This window comes from Kosakonia sp. YIM B13571 (assembly GCF_042788095.1).
Classification (GTDB): domain Bacteria; phylum Pseudomonadota; class Gammaproteobacteria; order Enterobacterales; family Enterobacteriaceae; genus Kosakonia; species Kosakonia quasisacchari.
Map to the genome: position 1 here is coordinate 83,658 of NZ_JBHZPL010000004.1, position 21,718 is coordinate 105,375.

Genomic DNA, 21,718 nt, shown 5'->3' on the forward strand with positions numbered 1-21,718 from the left:
GAATCCGCCTCTCCCCTACGGGAGACTGGCATCGCAAGAGAAAAAACCTCTCCTGACCGGGAGAGGTTTTTTATTACAACCGAACCGGTTTGATATTCCAGATATTCTCGGCATATTCCTGAATAGTGCGATCCGATGAGAAGTACCCCATATTGGCGATATTGCGCATCGCTTTGTGGGTCCACTCTTCCGGATGGCGATAGAGCTCATCCACTTTTTCCTGGCAGTCGACATAGCTCCGGAAATCCGCCAGGACCTGATAATGGTCGCCAAAGTTGATCAATGAATCGACGAGATCGCGGTAGCGCCCAGGTTCCTGCGGGCTGAACAAGCCAGTGGCGATTTGCGTCAGTACCTGATGCAACTCTTCATCTTTCTCGTAGTATTCACGCGGTTTGTAGCCCTTGCGCCGCAGCGCTTCCACTTCATCCGCCGTGTTACCGAAGATAAAGATATTCTCTTCACCAACATGTTCCTGCATCTCAACATTCGCACCGTCCAGCGTGCCAATGGTCAGTGCGCCATTAAGGGCGAACTTCATATTGCTGGTACCGGAGGCTTCCGTACCCGCCAGTGAAATCTGCTCGGAAAGATCCGCCGCCGGAATAATGACCTGCGCCAGGCTGACGCTGTAATTGGGGATAAACACGACTTTCAGTTTGTCGCCAATCTGCGGATCGTTGTTGATCACCTGCGCAACATCGTTGATCAAGTGGATGATATGTTTCGCCATGTAGTAAGCAGAAGCAGCCTTACCGGCGAAGATATTGACGCGTGGCACCCATTGCGCCGTTGGCTCAGCCTTGATGCGGTTATAGCGAACAACAACGTGCAGCACGTTCATGAGCTGACGCTTATATTCATGAATGCGTTTGATCTGCACATCGAATAGCGCTTTCGGGTTCACTACCACGTTCAGTTGCTGGGCGATAACGATCGCCAGCCGTTTTTTATTCTCCAGCTTCGCCTGCCGCACCGCCTGATTCACCGTCGGGTAATCAATATGCTGCTCCAGCTCGCTTAACTGACTGAGATCGGTACGCCATGTGCGGCCAATATTTTCATCAAGTACGCTCGAAAGCGCCGGGTTCGCCAGCGCCAGCCAACGTCGCGGCGTCACGCCGTTGGTGACGTTGAGAAAACGCATCGGGAAGATGTCTGCGAAATCGGCAAACAGCGACTGGACCATCAAATTAGAGTGCAGCTCAGAAACGCCATTCACTTTATGGCTCACCACCACCGCCAGCCAGGCCATGCGCACCTGGCGCCCGCTGGATTCGTCAATAATCGACGTGCGGCTCAACAAATCGATGTTATTAGGATGCTGCTCCTGCAAGGTCTTGAGGAAATAATCATTAATTTCAAAGATGATTTGCAGATGGCGCGGCAAAATCTTACCCAGCATATCCACCGGCCAGGTTTCCAGCGCCTCACTCATCAGCGTGTGGTTGGTATAAGAGAAGACCTGGCAGGTCACTTCAAAGGCGTCATCCCAGTCGAATTTATGCTCGTCTATGAGCAAACGCATCAGCTCAGGAATCGACAGCACCGGGTGGGTGTCATTAAGGTGAATGGCGATTTTATCTGCCAGATTGCTGTAAGTCTGGTGCAGCTGATAGTGACGGCTGAGGATATCCTGCACTGTTGCGGAGACAAGAAAGTACTCCTGACGCAGACGTAATTCTCGACCGGAATAGGTTGAATCATCCGGATAAAGCACACGGGAGACGTTTTCCGAATGGTTTTTATCTTCCACGGCGGCAAAGTAGTCACCCTGGTTAAATTTGCCGAGATTGATTTCGCTACTCGCCTGCGCATTCCACAAGCGCAGCGTGTTGGTCGCATCGGTATCGTAGCCGGGGATAATCTGATCGTAGGCAACGGCGAGGATCTCTTCGGTTTCAACCCAACGGCTCTTTCTGCCTTCCTGCTGAATGCGCCCGCCAAACCGCACCTTGTAGCGCGTGTTGTGGCGTTTAAACTCCCACGGGTTGCCGTACTCCAGCCAGTAATCCGGCGACTCTTTCTGCCGCCCGTCCACGATGTTCTGCTTGAACATCCCGTAGTCGTAACGAATGCCGTAGCCGCGACCGGGCAACCCCAGCGTCGCCAGAGAATCCAGGAAGCAGGCCGCCAGTCGACCGAGGCCACCGTTGCCAAGACCGGGGTCGTTCTCTTCATCAATCAGCTCTTCAAGGTCGAACCCCATTTCATCCAGCGCATTTTTCACATCGTCATAGATACCGAGTGAGAGCAAGGCGTTAGAAAGGGTACGGCCAATCAGAAACTCCATCGACAAGTAGTAAACCTGGCGCACTTCCTGAGAAAGCTGCGCGCGGGTGGAGCGCAGCCAGCGCTCCACCAGCCGATCGCGCACGGCAAACAACGTGGCATTCAGCCATTCGTGGCGGTTGGCGACAGCCGGATCTTTACCGATAGTGAACATCAGTTTGTAGGCAATCGAATGTTTTAACGCCTCAATACTTAACGTAGGTGAAGCATAAGTAAAAGGTGCATTCATATAAGTGATTCCTGGGAAACTATTTCAACCGAAAGTAAAGATCGCGGTATGACTGTGCAGCGATCTGCCAGCTAAAATCCATCGACATCGCCTGACGTTGCACAAAACGCCAAAGCGATGGACGGGACCACAACACGAAAGCACGCCTGATGGCCCTAAGTAGCGACCAGGCATTACTGTCTTCAAAGACAAAACCGCTAGCGACGCCATCCGCCAGGTTTTCCAGCGAACTGTCGGAAACCGTATCCGCCAGCCCGCCAGTACGGCGCACCAATGGCAGCGTGCCGTACTTCAAGCCATACAACTGTGTCAGGCCGCAAGGTTCAAAACGGCTCGGCACCAGAATCACATCCGCCCCGCCCATAATGCGATGCGAGAACGCTTCGTGGTAACCAATCTGCACCCCTACCTGCCCGGAGTGTTCTGCGGCGGCGGCGAGGAACCCTTCCTGCAACACCGGATCGCCCGCCCCCAGCAACGCCAGTTGACCGCCCTGTTCAAGAAGCCCAGGCAAGGCTTCCAGCACCAGATCCAGCCCTTTCTGGCTGGTCAGGCGGCTTACCACCGCAAACAATGGGATCTTGTCGTTCACTTTCAGCCCCATCGCCACTTGCAGTTGGCGTTTGTTTTCCGCTTTTTCTTCCAGCGTATCGCGCGTGTAGCGCGCACCGAGCAGCAAATCGGTGGCTGGATCCCAAATTTTTTCATCCACGCCGTTCAGGATGCCGCTCAAACGCCCTTCTTGCTGACGCTGGCGTAACAGCCCTTCCATGCCATAGGCGAACTGCGGTTCGGTGATCTCGCGAGCGTACGTCGGGCTCACCGCGGTAATATGGTCCGCGTAATACAGCCCCGCCTTAAGAAACGAAATCTGTCCGTTGAACTCCAGCCCATGCATATTAAAGAACGACAATGGCAGTTCGATGTCATTCATATGCTGTGCATAAAACATGCCCTGATAGGCAAGGTTATGCACCGTAAACACCGACTTGGCCGGATGCCCTTTCGCAGCGAGGTAAGCCGGAGCCAACCCTGCATGCCAGTCGTGCGCATGCACCACATCCGGGCGCCAGAATGGATCAAGCCCACTGGCCATTTCGCTGCCGACCCAACCGAGCAACGCAAAACGCAGCACGTTGTCGGTATAGGCGAACAAATTCGTATCGTGATAGGGACTACCGGGCCGATCATACAGATGCGGCGCATCGATCATGTAAATCCCCACCCCGTTAAAGTGACCGAATAACAACGAAATAGGCCCGGCAAACGTCTCGCGTCGGGACACCACTTTCGCATCGCTCACACCACGACGAATATCAGGGAACGCAGGCAACAGAACGCGAGTATCAACACCACCGGCAATTTGTGCCGCAGGTAACGCGCCAATCACGTCTGCCAGACCCCCGGTCTTCAGCAACGGAAACATCTCAGAACATACATGTAAGACCTGCATTATCGCTCCTGTTCGAAACCCGTTGGCCTTGACGCCAGGAAAGGGAAAACAGCGCGGACCCCTTCCGCGCAAGGTTATTATCTGATGCTTTCAGCTTTTAATTTGCGCAACATTTCACGTGTGACCAACACAATCCCTTCTTCAGAACGGTAAAAGCGACGTGCATCTTCTTCTGCATTTTCACCAATCACCGTTCCTTCCGGTATCACGCAGCCTCTGTCGATAATGCAGCGATGGAGGCGACAGGAACGCCCCACCCACACTTCCGGTAGCAAGACCGAAGAGTCGATATTGCAGAACGAATTGACGCGCACGCGGTAGAACAACACCGACTGCACAACAACCGATCCTGAAATAACGCAACCGCCGGAAACCAGCGAGTTCAACGTCATGCCGTGGCTGCCCGACCTGTCCTGGACGAATTTCGCCGGGGGTAAAGATTGATTATAGGTACGGATAGGCCAATTTTGATCGTACATGTCCAGTTCCGGCATCACCGAGGCTAAATCCAGGTTCGTTTTCCAGTAGGCTTCGAGCGTACCGACATCCCGCCAGTACGGACTGGCATTAGGATCGGACTGCACGCAAGACAACGGGAAAGGGTGCGCATACGCCATGCCAGACTTCACAATCTGCGGAATGATGTCCTTGCCAAAATCATGGCTGGAATCTTCATTCTCATCGTCCTGCTCCAGCAGGTCGTACAGATACTCCGCATCAAAAATATAGATCCCCATGCTGGCCAGCGCCTGGCTGTCATCACCTGGCATACAGGGCGGCGACGCAGGTTTTTCCACGAAGTCGATAATTTTGTCGTTCTCATCAACAGCCATCACACCGAAAGCCGTGGCCTCATGTATAGGCACCGGCAGGCAGGCAACGGTACAGCGCGCCTGTTTTTCGACATGGTCAAGCAGCATGCGTGAGTAATCTTGCTTGTAGATGTGATCGCCCGCCAGAATGACGATGTACTCCGCACCGTAGCGGCGAATAATGTCGAGATTCTGCGTGACCGCATCCGCTGTGCCGCGATACCAGTTTTCACCATGCACACGCTGCTGAGCGGGGAGCAGATCGACTGACTCATTCATCTCGTTGTTAAAAAACGACCAGCCGCGCTGAATATGTTGAATCAGCGTATGCGATTGATACTGCGTGATGACGCCAATTCGTCGAATGCCTGAGTTAATGCAGTTGGAAAGGGCGAAATCGATGATGCGGAACTTGCCACCAAAGTGCACCGCGGGTTTGGCACGTTTTTTGGTTAAATCTTTCAGACGCGTCCCCCGGCCGCCCGCCAGGATCAGGGCAACAGATTTTAGTGGCAACTGACGCGCCAGCATTGTTGGGTCGTTCTTATCTAATCTCACCATGACTGACTCCTTTTTTATGACCGCTGAAATACGCACACTCCATGCGCGGGCCCGTGCCAGATAGAGACGATGACCGGATTGTCCTCTCCGGCAAAAGGCGGAATGGCGCACCATTCACCTGTGGGTAAAGCAATTTCTGCAACTTCTGCGGTGGCATTAAGGGTGATTAACACGCTGTCAGATAACAGGATCTGCAAACGGTGCACCCCGTTTTGCCACGCCTGCGGCGATAACGGCCGTCCTTCATCATTTAACCAGGCGACGTTGCCGTCACCCTCTTCCCACCATGCGTCACGCGTAAGCGCAGGAATACGCTGGCGCAAATGGATAAGCGCGGCGGTAAAGGTCACCAACCCGCTATCCACCTGGTTCCAGTCGAGCCAGGTTAAGGCGTTATCCTGGCAATAGGCGTTGTTATTGCCATGCTGGCTACGCCCCATTTCATCGCCAGCCAGCAGCATTGGCGTGCCTTGCGAAAGCAGTAGCGTAGTTAACAGCGCATGCATGCTCGCGCGCCGTCTTTCCAGCACATCAAGGCTGCCGCCTAACCCTTCTGTTCCGTGGTTAAAGCTGTGATTACTGTTGGTGCCGTCGCGATTGTCTTCGCCATTGGCTTCGTTATGTTTATGGTCAAAAGAGACGCAATCCCGCAGCGTAAAACCGTCGTGGGCGGTAATCAGGTTGATAGAGGCCGATGGCAAACGCCCATCACGTTTGAACACATCGCTGGAGGCGGCAAAGCGCCCGGCGAACTCCCCTAATGAGAGGGATTGTTCAAGCCAGAAACGGCGCGTCGCGTCGCGGAAATGATCGTTCCACTCGGCAAAAGGCGGCGGGTAGTTCCCCACTTGATAACCGCCAGGGCCGATATCCCACGGCTCGGCAATCAACTTCAGCGAGCGCAACAGCGGATCGTTTTTGATGGCAGAAAATAGCGGTGCTTGCTGGCTGAATTCCGGCGTGCGCCCCATCACCGAGGCCAGATCAAAGCGAAAACCATCCACATGAAAAGTCTCTACCCAGTAACGCAAACAGGCATGGGCGTAATCCACCACATCGGCGTTGTTCAGATTGAGCGTGTTACCGCAGCCGGTCCAATTGTGGTAATCGCCGTCCTCGCGGATCCAGTAATAGCTACGGTTGTCGACGCCGCGCAGCGAGAAGGTCGGCCCGTCGAGATCGCTTTCGGCGCTATGGTTGAGGACGATATCAAGGATCACTTCGATCCCAGCCTGATGCAGCGCTTTTACCGCATCGCGAAACTCATTAATCGCCTGTGTCGGGTGACTGGTGTAACGGGGTTCCAGCGCAAACAGCGCCAGCGGGTTATAGCCCCAGTAATTAGAAAGCCCCAGGCGTTGCAGGCGCGGCTCGCTGGCGAAATGCGCCACAGGCAATAATTCCAGCGCAGTAATCCCCAGTTGTTTAAACCAGTTGATCATCACCGGGTGGCCCAGCGCCTTGTAGGTGCCGCGTATTTCCTGCGGGATCTCCGGATGCAGCCACGTCAGCCCTTTTACATGCGCCTCGTAAATGACCGTGTTGCCCCAAGGAATTCTCGGCGGCGCGTCTGCTTCCCAGTCGTAGGCTTCGTGCACCACCACGCTGCGCAATCCGAGCACTGCGTTATCGTGGGGATCCGGCGTGTCATAACCGCCGTGAAACAGCGGGTTATCAAGCGTTTCGCCTTCAACACGCAGCGCACACGGGTCGAGCAATAATTTGGCTGGGTTAAAACGGTGTCCACGAGCAGGTTCCCACGGGCCGTGGACACGGTAGCCGTAATGCAAGCCAGGCTTTGCACCTGGCAGAAAACCGTGCCAGATATCGCCGGTGCGGCCGGGCAAGTCGACGCGCTGTTCATTGCCTTCGTCATCGAACAGGCACAGCTCCACGCGCTCTGCATGCGCGGAAAACAGCGTAAAGTTCACGCCGTTGCCCTGCACATGCGCGCCGTGGGGCGTCGCTTTTCCGGCCGTCAGCTTGCTCATTCTCCCTCCCGCACCAGCCAGATGGTCGCCAGCGGCGGCAAGGTCAACAGCAGGGAGTGCTCTCGCCCACGATTGGCGATCGCATCGCTGTGTACCACGCCGCCATTGCCGGTATTGCTGCCGTGGTAATGCATTGAGTCGCTGTTCAACTCTTCGCGCCAGCGCCCCGGTTGGTTAATACCGATGCGGTAGCCCGGGCGCGATACAGGGGTAAAGTTACTCACGACGAGAATTTCATTGCCCTGCTTATCACGGCGCACAAAGGCAAACACCGAGGCTTCATGGTCATCCACCACCATCCATTCAAAACCGTAGGGGTCGAAGTCCAGCTCGTGCAGCGCTTTGTGATGGCGATAAACCTGGTTCAAATCGCGCACCAGCCGCTGCACACCGTGATGCCAGTTATCACCGCCCTCCAGCAAGTGCCAGTCGAGGCTGCCATCGTGATTCCACTCGCGGCCCTGTGCGAACTCGTTGCCCATAAACAGCAGTTTTTTACCGGGGAAAGCCCACATCCAGGCGTAATAGGCACGCAGGTTGGCAAACTTTTGCCAGGCATCACCGGGCATACGGTCAAGAATCGATTTCTTCCCGTGCACCACTTCGTCATGAGAAAGCGGCAGGATAAAGTTTTCGGTGTAGTTATAGAGAATACCGAAGGTCATCTTGTCGTGATGGTACTTGCGATACACCGGATCAAGCTTCATGTAGTCCAGCGTGTCGTGCATCCAGCCGAGGTTCCACTTGTACCAGAAACCGAGGCCGCCTTGTGATGGCGGACGTGACACGCCAGCGAAATCGGTAGACTCTTCCGCCATGCTGACGGCACCGGGCGCTTGCTCGCCGAGAATACGGTTGGTATTGCGTAAAAACTCGATCGCTTCCAGGTTCTCACGACCACCGTATTCATTGGGGATCCATTCACCTTCTTTGCGGCTGTAGTCGCGGTAGATCATCGAGGCAACTGCATCCACTCGCAGAGCGTCAATACCGAAGCGTTCAATCCAGTACAGCGCATTACCGACCAGATAGTTACTCACTTCCCGGCGACCATAGTTGTAAATCAAGGTGTTCCAGTCCTGGTGAAAACCTTCACGCGGATCGCTGTGCTCGTAGAGTTTGGTGCCGTCGAAATCTGCCAGGCCAAAATCATCCGACGGGAAATGCCCCGGCACCCAATCAAGGATCACGCCTAAACCGGCAGCATGCGCAGTATGAATAAAGTGCAGAAAATCGTCGCGCGTACCAAAGCGGCGGGTTGGCGCGTACAAACCGGTAGGTTGATACCCCCAACTGCCATCAAACGGGTGCTCATTCACGGGCATCAATTCAATATGGGTGAACCCCATCCATTTCGCATAAGGCACCAGTTGATCCGCCAACTCCCGATAACTGAGCCAATAGTTATTGTCCGTATGGCGACGCCAGGAACCCAGATGCACTTCATAGATGCTGATTGGCGCATCGAATTCATTAGCGCGTTTGCGCTCTTCGCTCTGCGTTTTCTTGCCCGGCAAGCCGCAAATCAGCGACGCGCTGTCGGGCCGCATCTGCGCCTCAAACGCGTAAGGATCAGCTTTGATACGCAGCTTACCGTGGGCATCAATCATCTCGAATTTATAGAGCTGCCCATTGAGCGCACCGGGAATGAAAAGCTCCCAGATACCACTTTCCCGACGCAAGCGCATCGGATGGCGGCGGCCATCCCAGTAGTTAAACTGCCCCACCACCGAGACACGTTGCGCGTTTGGCGCCCAGACGGAGAAACGCGTACCGACCACGCCATCGACCGTATCGGCGTGCGCACCCAGCGTTTCGTAAGGCCGCATATGCGTACCTTCGCTCAGCAGCCAGGCATCCATATCCTGGATTAACGGGCCAAAACGGTAGGGATCATCAATCAGGTTTTGTTGGCCGTGCCAGATAACGGCGAACTGATAATAGAACGGGTTTTTACGGCGTTGCATGACGCCGCAGAAGAAGCCCCTGGAATCCAGGCACTCCAGATTTCCCACTTTGCGCCCCGTTTTCGGCTCGATAACCCACACTTCGGTGGCATCAGGCAGCAGCGCGCGCACTTCCAGACCGGCTTCGGTCTGGTGCATCCCTAGCACCGAAAAAGGATCGGCAAAATGACCAGAAATTAGCGCGTTAATGACGTCTTTATCAACACGAACGGACATGGTTCTCATCCTGTTGTTGTGGCATCGCACCTTCCACCGTAGTAAGTCCGGTTGCGACACTTTTTTGACCTGAACGGCGCAGCACCAAATGTGCATCCTCTCTGCTCCGTCCCATCTTCAGGCAAGATGTTCCGACACCTTGTCTAAAGCATAGCCAACACTTTTCAACACTTGAGAAAATAAACACATCTGTGCTTCTTTCTGTCAAAAAAGCACAAAAAAAGGGGCGCCGTAGCGCCCCTTGTGGTGGTGAACTCTGTTACGCCAGTTGGCGCAGCATACGACGCAGTGGTTCGGCCGCGCCCCACAACAGCTGGTCACCAACGGTAAAGGCAGAGAGGAACTCTGGCCCCATGTTCAACTTACGCAGGCGACCCACCGGCGTGGTCAGCGTGCCGGTGACGGCGGCTGGTGTCAGTTCGCGCATGCTGATCTCACGATCGTTTGGCACCACTTTCGCCCACGGGTTATGCGCCGCCAGCAGCTCTTCGACGGTCGGAATCGACACGTCTTTTTTCAGCTTGATGGTAAACGCCTGGCTGTGGCAGCGCAGCGCGCCGATACGCACGCAGAGGCCATCAACCGGAATGACATTGCCGGTGTTAAGAATTTTGTTGGTTTCAGCCTGACCTTTCCACTCTTCGCGGCTCTGGCCGTTATCAAGCTGTTTGTCGATCCACGGGATCAGGCTGCCCGCCAGCGGTACGCCAAAGTTATCGACCGACAACTCGCCGCTGCGTGTCAGCGCGGTCACTTTACGTTCGATATCCAGAATCGCTGACGCCGGATCGGCAAGCTCGGCGGCAACATGGCTGTGCAACTGGTCCATTTGCGTCAGCAGTTCACGCATATGGCGCGCGCCGCCGCCGGATGCGGCCTGGTAAGTGGCAACGGAAACCCACTCCACCAGATCGTTGGCAAACAGCCCGCCGAGTGACATCAGCATCAGGCTGACGGTGCAGTTACCGCCGACAAAGGTTTTCACTCCGTTGTTAAGACCGTCGTTGATCACCGCCTGGTTAACCGGGTCGAGGATAATGATGGCGTCATCTTTCATGCGTAAAGAGGAAGCCGCGTCAATCCAGTAACCCTGCCAGCCGCTTTCACGAAGCTTTGGATAGATTTCGTTGGTATAATCGCCGCCCTGGCAGGTGACAATGATGTCGAGTGCCTTCAGCGCTTCCAGATTGAACGCGTCCTGAAGCGTGCCTGCTGTACTTCCGCCAAACGCGGGTGCAGCCTGCCCAAACTGGGAAGTGGAAAAGAAGACAGGGCGAATGGCGTCGAAATCGCGCTCTTCAATCATGCGCTGCATGAGAACGGAGCCGACCATCCCGCGCCAACCGATAAAACCAACATTTTTCATAGCGAAGTTCCTGCGAAGGTGTGTGCTGTGTATACGAACCAGTATCCCACTGGGAATAGCCACATTACAAAATGCAGCCAAAGTCGCAAGTGAAATTAATCAATGATCGCGAACGTATCAGAAATGCAGCTAATTACTGCAATTTTGCCGCCTGCGTCAGGGATAAGAGTGAATGACTGATATCATCTCCGCCACCGTGTTATTGATCCTGATTATGGATCCGTTGGGCAACCTGCCCATCTTTATGTCGGTACTGAAACACACCGAGCCAAAACGCCGACGGGCGATCATGATCCGCGAGCTGCTGATTGCGCTGCTGGTGATGTTTATCTTCCTCTTCGCCGGGGAGAAAATCCTCGCGCTGCTGAATTTACGCGCAGAGACGGTTTCTATCTCCGGCGGCATTATTCTGTTCCTGATTGCCATAAAGATGATTTTTCCCAGCGAGTCCGGCAGCAGCTCTGGCCTGCCCGCTGGCGAAGAGCCGTTTATTGTTCCTCTGGCAATTCCGCTGGTGGCAGGTCCAACGCTGCTGGCAACGTTAATGCTGCTTTCCCATCAGTATCCGAATCAAATGAGTCACCTGGTGATCGCGCTGCTGATTGCCTGGGGCGGCACCGTGGCTATCTTGTTGCAATCGTCGCTGTTTTTGCGCCTGCTCGGCGAGAAAGGGGTTAATGCGCTGGAAAGGCTGATGGGGCTGATTTTGGTGATGCTCGCCACCCAAATGTTCCTGGATGGGATTCGGGTGTGGATGAAGGGATAAAACTTACCCTCTCCCGGCGGGAGAGGGTTTGCAAACTTAGCTCAACAGTGAAAACGCAATCATCCCGATAATCGCACCGGTGGTGCCGAGGATGGTTTCCATCATGGTCCAGGTTTTCAGCGTTTGTGCTTCGGTTGCGCCGGTAAAGCGGCCATACAGCCAGAAACCGGCGTCATTGACGTGGCTTACCACAATCGAACCGCCCGCGATGCAGATAGAGAGTGCCGCCATCTGCGCGCCGTTGAAATGCAACTGTTCAATAACCGGCATCACCAGGCCGACTGCCGTCAGGCAGGCAACCGTGGCGGAACCCTGAATAATGCGCACCGCAGCGGCCAGCACAAAACAGGTGATCGCGATAGGCAAGCCCAAGCCGGTCAACGCTTCACCCAGCGCCGGGCCAACGCCAGAATCCACCAGCACTTGTTTGAACACACCGCCTGCGCCAATCACCAGCAGGATAATGCCCGCCGGTTGCAGCGCGTGACCGCAGATTTCCATCACGCGATCTTTCGGCATCCCCTGACGCATCGCCAGGCCATAAATCGCCACCAGGCAGGCAACGAGGATCGCGGTGAACGGGTGACCGATAAACTCCAGCCAGTTGTACAAATTGCTGCCTTCGGCTACAAAACGTGCGGCGATGGTTTTCATCCCCACCAGCACCAGCGGGAGCAAAATCAGCGACAGACTAAAACCGAACGATGGCATTTTGCCTTCGCCCAGGTGCGGTTCGCTAATGTCATCCGGAATGTGCAGTTCTACGTAGCGGCTAATAAAGTTGCCCCACAGCGGGCCGGCAATCAGCATGCCCGGAATTGCCGCGCACAGGCCAATCAGGATCATCCAACCGAAATCCGCGTGCATTTGCGATGCCAGCAGCATCGGTGCAGGCCCCGGCAGCAGGAACGCGGCGGCGGCTGCAACACCGGCAAACAGCGGAATCACCAGTTTCACCAGGTTGGTGCCAGTGTGGCGCGCCATGGAGAACGCCACGCTAATCAGCAGTACGATCGCCACTTCAAAGAATAGCGGCAGCGCACAAATCAGCCCCGCCAGGCCAATCGCGTAATGCGCGCGGCTGTGGCCGAAAGAGTGGAGCATTTTGACGGCGATTTGGTCCACCGCACCGGTCTCATGAAGGATTTTGCCGAACATGGCGCCGAGCGCGACCACAATCGCCAGAAAGCCGAGCGTGCCGCCCATGCCTTTTTCCATGGTCTGCGCGATTTTAATCAACGGCATCCCGGAAAAAATCCCTGCACCAATAGAAACCACCATCAAAGCAACGAAAGCGTGCATACGCGCTTTCATCACTAAAAACAGCAGCAGCAAAACCGAGCCTACTGCTGTTAAAACAAGCGTTAATGTACTCACTTAGCACTGCCTTTATTGATGACTTCAATGGTGCTGGCAACAACACCATCCAGCGGCTGGTCAATATCCACAACCAGAACATCCGGCTCATCTGCGCCCGGTTCTTGCAGCGCTTCAAACTGCGTTACCAGCATTTGCGTTTTGAAGAAGTGCCCTTTACGCGCTTTCAGACGGCTTTCGATCACGTCGAAATCGCCTTTCAGATAGATGAAAGAGAGGTTTGGGTTTCCGTCGCGCAGCTGGTCGCGATAGTGTTTTTTCAATGCAGAACACACGATCAGCGACACTTTGTTGGTGCGCTGCATGGCGAAAGCGGCGTCGTTCAGCGCTTGCAGCCACGGTTTGCGGTCATCGTCATTCAGCGGTTCACCGGACGCCATTTTGGTGATGTTGCTGCGCGGATGGAGGAAATCGCCGTCGAGAAACGCGGCATGTAGCTGATGCGCCACTTCGCTGGCAACAGCAGATTTCCCACTGCCTGAAACGCCCATCAGAACATAAACGTGGTTTTCAAGATTTGTCGTGCTCAAGGGTAGCCCCCACAGGTGCAAGAGTGAATTGTTACGGGTAACTGTTATCGGTAACATTGTCCTGCTGGGGTAACGGAGAAGCAATATCCATTCGTGCCAGAGATAAATAACTGTGAGCTAGTTCAAATTTGTCGAGCTAAATAGATCCGCCCGGTGACAAAGTGAAACCTAAATCTAACATTTTCGGCGTAACTGACTCACCACGAATGCGCGCCAGCAAACGTTCAGCACCAATACGCCCCATGCGTTCACGCGGCGTGAGCACACTTGCCAGACGCGGCTCCATTACCTGCCCAATGTCGTGACCGTGGAACCCGGCGATTGCCATATCCTGCGGAATTTTCAACCCCAGACGCTGGCACTCAAACGCCGCGCCAACGGCAAGGTCATCGTTAGTACAAAAAATTCCGTCAAGTTGGGGGTACTCGCGGCGTGCCTGGCGCATCAGCTCAATACCGGCGGTATAAGAGGAAGATTGTTCCACCATCACACTGTACGGCGTTAAACCTGCATCCAGCATCGCCTGCTCATAGCCCTTCTGTTTGATGATAGTACGTTCGTCCAGGCGTGCGCCGAGATAAGCGACCCGACGGTGGCCGCGCTCCAGGATGGCCGATGTTATCTGCCGTGCCGCTTCGAAGTTATCAAAGCCAACGGCGATATCGAGGCACGGCGAGCGGCTGTCCATTAACTCCACGACCGGAATGCCAGCAACTTCAATCATTTTCAGCGTGCGCGGCGTATGAGTACGTTCGGTAAGAATCAGACCGTCAATATTCCAGGAAAGCATCGATTCGAGGCGCTCTTCTTCCATCTCGGCTTTGTAACCGTAGTGCGCCAGCATGGTTTGGTAACCGTGCGCGTCGGTGACGCTTTCAATCCCGCGTAATACTTCAGCGAAAACCTGGTTGGTCAAAGAGGGAAGTAACACGCCAATTGCTCGGCTGGTGGCGTTGGAGAGAATATCGGGAGCCCGATTCGGAATGTAACCCAGTTCATCAAGCGCGGCGGCGATTTTGCCACGTAACGCGACGGAAACTTGTTCCGGGTTACGTAAAAAACGGCTGACAGTCATTTTGGTCACGCCAACGCGATCGGCCACATCCTGCAGTACGGGTCTTTTCTTTTTCATCGTCCTGACATTTTATTCTGAGTGAGAGATTTCCTCAGTTTATCACGGACAAGACACAACCTTCCGGCCAAAACCAGGAGGTTGTGTCATTTATTTAAACAACGTTATACCGGCGGCAGATCGAACAGCAGGATTTCACTGTCGCTATCGGCATGCACCGAGATAGCCTGCTCATCCCAAATCGCCAGACCATCACTGGTGGTGGCTTTTGTCCCGTTGATAGTGACTTCGCCTTTCACCACCTGGATCCACACGCGGCGTTCAGCGGCGATCTGGTGGACAGATTGCTCATCTTTCAACAGCGCCCAACGGTAAAGCTCCATATCCTGATGCACTTTCAGCGAGCCATCACGCGCATCCGGCGACAGCACCAACTGTTTGCCCTGCAACGCATCAAAGCGACGTTGTTCATAACGCGGCGTGATACCGTTAGTTTCTGGAATGATCCAGATTTGGTACAGGCGCAGACGGTCGGTTTTGCTCGGGTTGTATTCAGAATGACGCACCCCAGTACCGGCGCTCATAATCTGGAACTCACCCGCAGGAACCTGCTCTTTATTGCCCATGCTGTCCTGGTGTTCTACCGCCCCTTCCAGCACATACGTCAGGATTTCCATGTCCTTGTGCGGGTGGGTACCAAAGCCCTGGCCTGCATCGATAATGTCATCGTTAATCACTCGCAGTGCCGAGAAGCCCATAAAATTCGGGTCATAATAATTGGCAAACGAGAAGGTGTGCCAGGAATCCAGCCAACCATGATTTGCATGGCCACGGTCATTTGCTTTGCGTAAGAAGATCATGTTTTTTACCCCCGTATGTTTTCGATGGAGTAAGTGTGGACGCAATCGACCACCGATCATAGAGGGTGAAAATTGACTCCTCTGTTCAAAAAAAATGAACAAGTAACGAGGAGCCGTTTTCGGTTATTTGGCGAGGGTTATCGTGGCAGGAGAAGCCTGTTCAAAGGCGCGTTCCAGCAGCTCAAGGTTGGTGAGAACTTCAGATTCCTTGACGTAATTTGGCGCACCGGTTGAAAGCGTTTCATACAGCGCATCGTAGACGCGTCCGTAGTCGCCGGTTTCCGGAGCTATCTCTTCCCGCACCGTTTCACCCGCCGCATTCACATATTCCAGAATGCCCTTGCTTTCATCAGCAGCAAAACCAGGGTCGCCCGGCATAATATTGGCTTTCAGGCTGGTTTCCTGCTGATCAATGCCATATTTGATAAACGACCCTTTGGTGCCATGAACAATAAATTTCGGGTAATCAATCTTCACCAGATGGCTGGTTTTGACGATGGCTTTTAAATCGCCGTAAAACAGCTGGGCTTCGAAAGTATCGTCCGGGTTAGCTTTATTACGCAGACTGCGGATGTCATACGCGGCGTGATCCGGGCGGCCAAACAGCGAAATGATTTGATCCATCGTATGCACGCCAAGACCATAGAATGAGCCGTCCTGTGGCAAACCAGGTTTGGTTTCCGCAACCGGGCGGAAGTAGTCAAAATGGCTTTCAATTTCCACGATATTGCCGAGCTTGCCGCTTTCAATCGCCTTCTTGGTGGTGAGGAAGCAAGAGTCAAAACGGCGATTCTGGTACGGCGTCACCGTCAAACCTTTGCGTTTCGCCAGCTCAAACAGCGTTACCGCTTCCGCCATTGTCGGCGTGAAGGGTTTTTCCACCAGCACATTTTTACCCGCTTCCAGCGCGCGCTTCGCGTAGTCGAAATGGCTGTCGGCATGAGTACAAACGATCACCAGTTTGACCTGCGGATCATTAAAGATGTCATCAATATCGCTGGTGAAGTGAATATGTTGATACTGCGGATACTGCTCTTCCGGCTTCGGGTGGCGGCGAAAAATGTGCGCCACACGCCAGCTATCTTTACGGTGCAGAACATAAGGGAGGTGATAACGGGTGGTGCTTTTACCAAAGCCGATAAATGCGCAATGTAGAGTCATAATTCAGTCCTTATCAAGGTGACTCCTACTACCTTAGCGCATCTGCAAAGGTGCTGTCCCTGCCCCTTTTCTCAAATGGGTTTCAACCTGGCTGGCAAATTAAAGGCAAAAAAAAGCCAGCACGCGGCTGGCTAAGAAATACTGGAAGCAATGTGAGCAATGTCGTGCTTTCAGGATTACCGCAACGGTGTCCCTGAATGCATGGCAATAATAATCATTATCATTCGCACCTGTCTACTTTTTTTTGCAAAAAATGGCAGTTGACGCTTCGCCAGAAAGCCGGGAAGGTAATTGTCTACCCGATCAACAGGAGAAACAGGATGAGTGAGATAGTGGTACGCCATGCCGAAGCGCGCGATGCAGAAGCTTTACGTCAGTTTTATGCGCAACCCGAGGTGTATCATAACCTGCTACAGCTACCTCATCCCCCGACTGAACTCTGGGAAGATCGCCTGAAACCGCAACCCGGCCGCCGCCAGTTAGTCGCGTGCATTGACGAGCAAGTCGCCGGAAACCTGACGTTAATGGTGGAACAAAACCCGCGTCGCAGCCATGTGGCGATATTCGGCATGGCGGTTTCATCGGCGTTCCATAACCGGGGCGTCGCCAGCGCGCTGATGCGCGAGATGATCAACCTGTGTGATAACTGGCTGCGCATTGAACGCATTGAGCTCACTGTGTTTGTAGATAACGCTCCGGCGTTGGCGGTGTATCGCAAGTTTGGTTTTGAAATCGAAGGCACCGCTAAGCGCTACGCGCTGCGTAACGGCGAATATGTTGATTCGTACTTTATGGCTCGCATGAAAGGCTAAGAAAATCCTCTCCCCTTTGGGGAGAGGATTTGTTCAGTATCCGGCAGTTAAATCATCCACCGAACGCGGATCCGATGCCCCATACAGCGTGCCATCCGGCCCGACCATAATGCTCTGCGTACTGCCCATCGCTTCCTTTACCGCCACTTTTTGCCCTTTCTGCTCAAGCAGTTTTAACGTGTCCGGGCTAAAGCCTTTCTCGACGCGCAGTTCATCCGGCAGCCATTGATGATGAAAACGCGGCGCGCTGGTCGCTTCGGCGACGTTCATCCCAAAATCAATGCTATTGACCACCATTTGCAGCACGGTGGTGATAATTCGGCTGCCGCCGGGGCTACCGGTTACCAGCCAGGTTTTGCCATCTTTCAGCACAATGGTTGGCGACATCGAAGAAAGCGGACGTTTACCCGGCCCAACCGCATTCGCATCGCCGCCCACCAGTCCGTAGACATTCGGCACGCCCGGCTTGGCCGAGAAATCATCCATTTCGTTATTCAGCAGAATGCCGGTATTGCCAGCGACAATCCCGGTGCCGAATACCGTATTCAGCGTATAGGTGACCGCAACCGCATTGCCGTCTTTATCCACCACGGAGAAGTGCGTGGTTTGGTTACTTTCGTAAGGCTCGAGCTTGCCGGGGCGGATCTGGCTGGAGGGGCGCGCTTTGTTGACATCAATCTGCGCGGCAATCGATTTGGCGTATTCCTTGTTGGTTAACGCCTGCCACGGCACTTTGACAAAGTCCGGGTCGCCCAGATATTCCGAACGGTCGGCGTAGGCATATTTCTCCGCCTCAGCCATCACCTGCATCGCATCCGCGCTGCCGAAGCCATATTTCGCGAGATCGAAGTTTTCCAGGATATTGAGGATTTCCACAATATGGATCCCACCTGAAGAAGGCGGTGGCATGGAGTAAATCTGGTAACCGCGATAGTCGCCGCTTATTGGCGTGCGCTCCACGGCTTTGTAGTTGGCTAAATCCTCTTTGGTGATAAGCCCGCCGTTTTTGCTCATCTGCTGGGCGATTTGCTCAGCAATTGCGCCTTTGTAGAAGGCATCCGGGCCTTTTTCCGCAATCATCTCCAGGCTTTTGGCGAGATTGCTTTGCACCAGCTTGTCGCCTTTTTTCAGCGGCTCGCCATCTTTCCAGAAAATAGCTTTGCTGTTTTCGTGGTTGGGCAACACTTCGCTGCCATAGGTTTTCAAATCTTCGGCCAGCGCATCGTTAACCACAAAGCCCTGTTTCGCCAGCTTGATGGCCGGCTGTACCACTTTGTTTAGCGGTAGCGTGCCGTACTTTTCCAGCGCCAGCGAGAAACCAGCAACAGTGCCGGGCGTGCCGGACGCCAAGTGGGAAGTCAGGGATTTTTTACTGTCCGGGTTGCCTTGATCGTCCAGAAACATATCGCGTGTCGCGCCAGCGGGTGCCATTTCGCGGAAATCAATCGCCGTGACCTTCCCCTCTTTGCTACGAATCAGCATGAAGCCGCCACCACCGAGATTGCCCGCCTGCGGGTGTGTGACCGCCAGTGCGTAACCCACAGCCACCGCCGCATCCACCGCATTACCGCCCTGCTTGAGAATATCAACACCGACGCGCGTGGCGGTTTCATCCACCGAGGCAACCATGCCCTGCTTCGCCACCACCGGATGGAAGACATCGGCTTCAACCCCGTAAGACACCGGAGGCGGCGCGGTTGCCTGCCCTTCTGGCGGCGCAGCCGCAACGCCAAAACATCCTCCCGCTATCAGCGCGGCAATCGCCAGCCAACGCGCAAACTTCTGTTTCATCATCGTCGTTCTCCACAATAAGGGCTACAGTCCCCGCTTAAGCCTGGTTCACAACTCTTAAAAATGCATTGTCACGAATGAAAGCGAGTAAACTGATAGGAAACCTCAATGGAGGAAAGGACGATGAAACGATTACTGATTCTGGCGGCCCTGCTGCCTTTTAGCGCCTTCGCGCAGCCGTTAAACACCACCAACGACCCTCACCAACCGGGTTATGTGATCCCAAGCCAACAGCGGATGCAAACGCAAATGCTCAATCAGCAGCAACAGCATCAAGGGATGCTGAAACAGCAGATGCAGACGCAAACACAACTGCAACAACAACAGTTGCAGACGCAGATGAACAACAATTCCCAACGGGTAAGGCAGGCACAGCCGGGGGAGCTCGATCCCGGCCGCCAGCAGTTGCTCCCCAACAACAGCGCCGGGATGCTCAGCGGGGGAACGAATAGCAGTGGTGTGACACAGCAGCATATGCTGCCGCAAACGCAAAACGGCGACATGCTGCAAAGCACATCGCCGCCGACAGCACCTTAGTACTGGAAGTGTGGCCCGATATCGTCGATTTTATCGGTACAGATAGAGTCAACGCCCCAGCGCAGTAATTCCGCCGCCCGTGCGGGCTGGTTGACGGTGTAAACCAGAATGCGCAAGCCCGCATCGCGCAGCATACGCACGCGGGCTTCATCCAGCAGTTTATGGTTCAGATGGATAGACACGCACTCCAGCCGTTCGGTGAGCGCCTGCCAGTCATCGCGCCACTCATCAAGCAGCAGGCCGCGCGGTAATTCCGGCGCAGCTTGTTGTGCCGCTTCCAGCGCGTCAATTTCAAATGATGAAAGCAGTGGCGGTGTCATCCCTGTCCACAGCTCGCGCGCGGCCAGCGCAACGACTTTGCCAGTCAGCGGCCCGGTTCCAGTGGTGGGTTTGATTTCGATATTTGCCATCATGCCGTGCTGACGGCAGCGCTCTGCCACCTCAGAAAGCAGCGGCAGCGGCTCACCCTTGAACTCACCGCTGAACCAGCCACCCGCATCTACTTTCAGCAGATCGCTCCACGCCAGTTCGCCCGCAACGCCCCAGCCGTTGCTGGTACGCTCGAGATTGTCGTCATGCAGCAGAAAAATCTGCCCATCTTTCGACAGCTTGGCATCAAACTCAATCATCGTATGCCCGTAACGCGCGCCAACATCAATGGCGGCCAGCGTGTTTTCCGGCGCCAGTTTACCGCCGCCACGATGGGCGACAATGTGGGGATATGGCCAGTTGCTCATACTCGTTGTCCTGTTTCACCATCAAATAAGTGCAGGTGATTTTCCGGCAAATGGAGCCACAGCGTGCTGCCTGCCGTCGGGCGATCCTGATGCGACAAACGCACCACCACTTTCTGCTCGCCCCAGCGACCATGCGCTAAGTTATCCGCGCCGAGGATCTCCAGCGTATCCATCACCAGCGGTACACCGCCTGCGGCCTGTGAGCTTAGCGCAATATGTTCCGGGCGGATACCCAATGTCATCTTGCGACCGGCATAACCGCGGTAGTACCAGTTGATGGGCAGCGCCATGCCGCTCTCCAGCTCAAAGTGCGTACCGGCGCTGCTGATGCGACCATCAAGCAGGTTCATCGCCGGGCTGCCGATAAAGCTCGCCACAAAGCGGCTGGCGGGCTTTTCATACACCTCAACCGGCGTACCGATTTGCTCCGCCACGCCTTTATTCATTACCAGCACGCGCTGCGCCAGCGTCATCGCTTCCACTTGATCGTGAGTGACATACAAAGAAGTGGTGTTCAGACGGCGATGCAACTGTTGCAGTTCAAGGCGCATTTGCACGCGCAGCTTGGCATCGAGGTTGGAAAGGGGTTCGTCAAACAGGAACACCGCCGGATCTCGCACAATTGCACGGCCCATCGCCACGCGCTGACGCTGGCCACCAGAAAGCTCACGCGGGCGGCGTTTTAACAGGCCATCTAATTCAAGAATACGCGCCGCTTCCGCGACACGCCCGGCGATATGCTCTTTACCCATGCCGCGGATTTTCAGTCCCCACGCCATGTTCTCTTCCACGCTCATGTGCGGGTAAAGCGCATAGTTCTGGAACACCATCGCGATACCGCGATCTTTGGGTTCCATTTCGGTGACGCGCTGGGTATCAATCCAGATATCCCCGCTGGTCACGCGCTCCAGGCCTGCGACCATGCGCAGCAGTGTTGATTTACCGCAGCCTGAAGGGCCAACCATCACAATAAACTCGCCGTCGGCGACATCCAGCGTCAGCGGCTGAATCACCTGGGTTTTGCCGTTGTCCCAACTTTTGGTGACCGCTTGTAATTTTAATCCTGCCATATAAGGTTGCATCTCTTGATTGTTCGTGAACGTCGCTGGCGGCCATTTTTGCCCAAGGCAAGGCGCGAGCGGCGAAGTTTGGTGGGCCCAAATAAAACGCGAGTAACGCAGCTTTGGG

General features: G+C 54.6%; 17 protein-coding genes. 3 read left to right on the forward strand and 14 right to left on the reverse strand.

The genetic code is table 11. From position 1 onward, the window contains the following. Positions 1-73 precede the first annotated feature (73 nt). The 6 genes from glgP to asd form a co-directional block, all read right to left on the reverse strand. Positions 74-2,521, reverse strand: a complete 2,448-nt coding sequence (gene glgP, locus ACFX4O_RS11970; protein ID WP_380209752.1) for a glycogen phosphorylase — start codon at positions 2,519-2,521, stop codon at positions 74-76. A 19-nt stretch (positions 2,522-2,540) separates the two neighbouring features. After that, complete coding sequence (glgA, locus tag ACFX4O_RS11975; RefSeq protein WP_131411897.1) at positions 2,541-3,974, reverse strand: glycogen synthase GlgA; 1,434 nt, start codon at positions 3,972-3,974, stop codon at positions 2,541-2,543. 77 nt (positions 3,975-4,051) lie between these two features. Further along, positions 4,052-5,347, reverse strand: coding sequence for a glucose-1-phosphate adenylyltransferase (gene glgC, locus ACFX4O_RS11980; protein ID WP_131411895.1), 1,296 nt, complete (start codon positions 5,345-5,347; stop codon positions 4,052-4,054). Between the two features lie 14 nt (positions 5,348-5,361). After that, positions 5,362-7,338: a glycogen debranching protein GlgX gene (gene glgX, locus ACFX4O_RS11985; protein ID WP_380209749.1), complete on the reverse strand. Its 1,977-nt coding sequence runs from the start codon at positions 7,336-7,338 to the stop codon at positions 5,362-5,364. Next, on the reverse strand, positions 7,335-9,521 hold the full coding sequence (glgB, locus tag ACFX4O_RS11990; RefSeq protein WP_131411891.1) for a 1,4-alpha-glucan branching enzyme: 2,187 nt from the start codon (positions 9,519-9,521) through the stop codon (positions 7,335-7,337). Before glgB ends, glgX begins: the two co-directional genes overlap by 4 nt. Positions 9,522-9,780: 259 nt before the next feature. Continuing rightward, on the reverse strand, positions 9,781-10,887 hold the full coding sequence (asd, locus tag ACFX4O_RS11995; RefSeq protein ID WP_380209747.1) for an aspartate-semialdehyde dehydrogenase: 1,107 nt from the start codon (positions 10,885-10,887) through the stop codon (positions 9,781-9,783). 172 nt (positions 10,888-11,059) lie between these two features. Here asd and ACFX4O_RS12000 point away from each other — a divergent pair, with 172 nt between their 5' ends. Then, on the forward strand, positions 11,060-11,653 hold the full coding sequence (locus ACFX4O_RS12000; RefSeq protein WP_017459552.1) for a YhgN family NAAT transporter: 594 nt from the start codon (positions 11,060-11,062) through the stop codon (positions 11,651-11,653). Between the two features lie 36 nt (positions 11,654-11,689). Here ACFX4O_RS12000 and gntU read toward each other — a convergent pair whose 3' ends face one another. The 5 genes from gntU to ACFX4O_RS12025 form a co-directional block, all read right to left on the reverse strand. Beyond that, a complete protein-coding gene (gene gntU, locus ACFX4O_RS12005) occupies positions 11,690-13,030 on the reverse strand; it encodes a gluconate transporter (protein ID WP_131411887.1) in 1,341 nt (446 codons plus the stop codon). Beyond that, positions 13,027-13,560, reverse strand: coding sequence for a gluconokinase (gene gntK / locus ACFX4O_RS12010; protein WP_380209744.1), 534 nt, complete (start codon positions 13,558-13,560; stop codon positions 13,027-13,029). The genes gntU and gntK overlap by 4 nt, the downstream gene beginning before the upstream one ends. Positions 13,561-13,696: 136 nt before the next feature. Then, the gene (gene gntR / locus ACFX4O_RS12015; protein ID WP_131411883.1) at positions 13,697-14,692 is read right to left on the reverse strand and encodes a gluconate operon transcriptional repressor GntR; all 996 of its coding nucleotides are present in this window, start codon (positions 14,690-14,692) and stop codon (positions 13,697-13,699) included. A gap of 104 nt (positions 14,693-14,796) precedes the next feature. Next, positions 14,797-15,492, reverse strand: coding sequence for a pirin family protein (locus tag ACFX4O_RS12020; protein ID WP_131411881.1), 696 nt, complete (start codon positions 15,490-15,492; stop codon positions 14,797-14,799). 123 nt (positions 15,493-15,615) lie between these two features. Next, a complete protein-coding gene (locus ACFX4O_RS12025; protein ID WP_380209741.1) occupies positions 15,616-16,653 on the reverse strand; it encodes an oxidoreductase in 1,038 nt (345 codons plus the stop codon). Between the two features lie 320 nt (positions 16,654-16,973). On the opposite strand from ACFX4O_RS12025, the gene yhhY reads away from it, so the two are divergent. Then, positions 16,974-17,465, forward strand: a complete 492-nt coding sequence (yhhY, locus tag ACFX4O_RS12030) for an N-acetyltransferase (protein ID WP_380209739.1) — start codon at positions 16,974-16,976, stop codon at positions 17,463-17,465. A 33-nt stretch (positions 17,466-17,498) separates the two neighbouring features. On the opposite strand, the gene ggt is transcribed toward yhhY, so the two are convergent. Continuing rightward, positions 17,499-19,259, reverse strand: a complete 1,761-nt coding sequence (ggt, locus tag ACFX4O_RS12035) for a gamma-glutamyltransferase (RefSeq protein WP_380209737.1) — start codon at positions 19,257-19,259, stop codon at positions 17,499-17,501. A 120-nt stretch (positions 19,260-19,379) separates the two neighbouring features. Between ggt and ACFX4O_RS12040 the strand changes: the two genes are divergently transcribed. Next, positions 19,380-19,793, forward strand: a complete 414-nt coding sequence (locus ACFX4O_RS12040) for a DUF2756 family protein (RefSeq protein WP_380209735.1) — start codon at positions 19,380-19,382, stop codon at positions 19,791-19,793. Here the strand turns inward: ACFX4O_RS12040 and ugpQ are convergent. Together ugpQ and ACFX4O_RS12050 are read right to left on the reverse strand one after the other, a co-directional pair. After that, a complete protein-coding gene (gene ugpQ, locus ACFX4O_RS12045) occupies positions 19,790-20,530 on the reverse strand; it encodes a glycerophosphodiester phosphodiesterase (protein ID WP_380209733.1) in 741 nt (246 codons plus the stop codon). The genes ACFX4O_RS12040 and ugpQ overlap by 4 nt on opposite strands. Continuing rightward, entirely contained in the window at positions 20,527-21,600 is a 1,074-nt protein-coding gene (locus ACFX4O_RS12050) for a sn-glycerol-3-phosphate import ATP-binding protein UgpC (protein ID WP_131411869.1), read from the reverse strand. Before ACFX4O_RS12050 ends, ugpQ begins: the two co-directional genes overlap by 4 nt. Between the last annotated feature and the right edge of the window lie 118 nt (positions 21,601-21,718).

Excerpts from the sequence above, each read along its gene's own strand:
- glgP (WP_380209752.1), bottom strand. The coding sequence starts at position 2,521 with ATGAATGCACCTTTTACTTATGCTTCACCTACGTTAAGTATTGAGGCG.
- glgA (WP_131411897.1), bottom strand. The coding sequence starts at position 3,974 with ATGCAGGTCTTACATGTATGTTCTGAGATGTTTCCGTTGCTGAAGACC.
- glgC (WP_131411895.1), bottom strand. The coding sequence starts at position 5,347 with ATGGTGAGATTAGATAAGAACGACCCAACAATGCTGGCGCGTCAGTTG.
- glgX (WP_380209749.1), bottom strand. The coding sequence starts at position 7,338 with ATGAGCAAGCTGACGGCCGGAAAAGCGACGCCCCACGGCGCGCATGTG.
- glgB (WP_131411891.1), bottom strand. The coding sequence starts at position 9,521 with ATGTCCGTTCGTGTTGATAAAGACGTCATTAACGCGCTAATTTCTGGT.
- asd (WP_380209747.1), bottom strand. The coding sequence starts at position 10,887 with ATGAAAAATGTTGGTTTTATCGGTTGGCGCGGGATGGTCGGCTCCGTT.
- ACFX4O_RS12000 (WP_017459552.1), top strand. The coding sequence starts at position 11,060 with ATGACTGATATCATCTCCGCCACCGTGTTATTGATCCTGATTATGGAT.
- gntR (WP_131411883.1), bottom strand. The coding sequence starts at position 14,692 with ATGAAAAAGAAAAGACCCGTACTGCAGGATGTGGCCGATCGCGTTGGC.
- ACFX4O_RS12020 (WP_131411881.1), bottom strand. The coding sequence starts at position 15,492 with ATGATCTTCTTACGCAAAGCAAATGACCGTGGCCATGCAAATCATGGT.
- ACFX4O_RS12025 (WP_380209741.1), bottom strand. The coding sequence starts at position 16,653 with ATGACTCTACATTGCGCATTTATCGGCTTTGGTAAAAGCACCACCCGT.
- yhhY (WP_380209739.1), top strand. The coding sequence starts at position 16,974 with ATGAGTGAGATAGTGGTACGCCATGCCGAAGCGCGCGATGCAGAAGCT.
- ggt (WP_380209737.1), bottom strand. The coding sequence starts at position 19,259 with ATGATGAAACAGAAGTTTGCGCGTTGGCTGGCGATTGCCGCGCTGATA.
- ACFX4O_RS12040 (WP_380209735.1), top strand. The coding sequence starts at position 19,380 with ATGAAACGATTACTGATTCTGGCGGCCCTGCTGCCTTTTAGCGCCTTC.
- ugpQ (WP_380209733.1), bottom strand. The coding sequence starts at position 20,530 with ATGAGCAACTGGCCATATCCCCACATTGTCGCCCATCGTGGCGGCGGT.
- ACFX4O_RS12050 (WP_131411869.1), bottom strand. The coding sequence starts at position 21,600 with ATGGCAGGATTAAAATTACAAGCGGTCACCAAAAGTTGGGACAACGGC.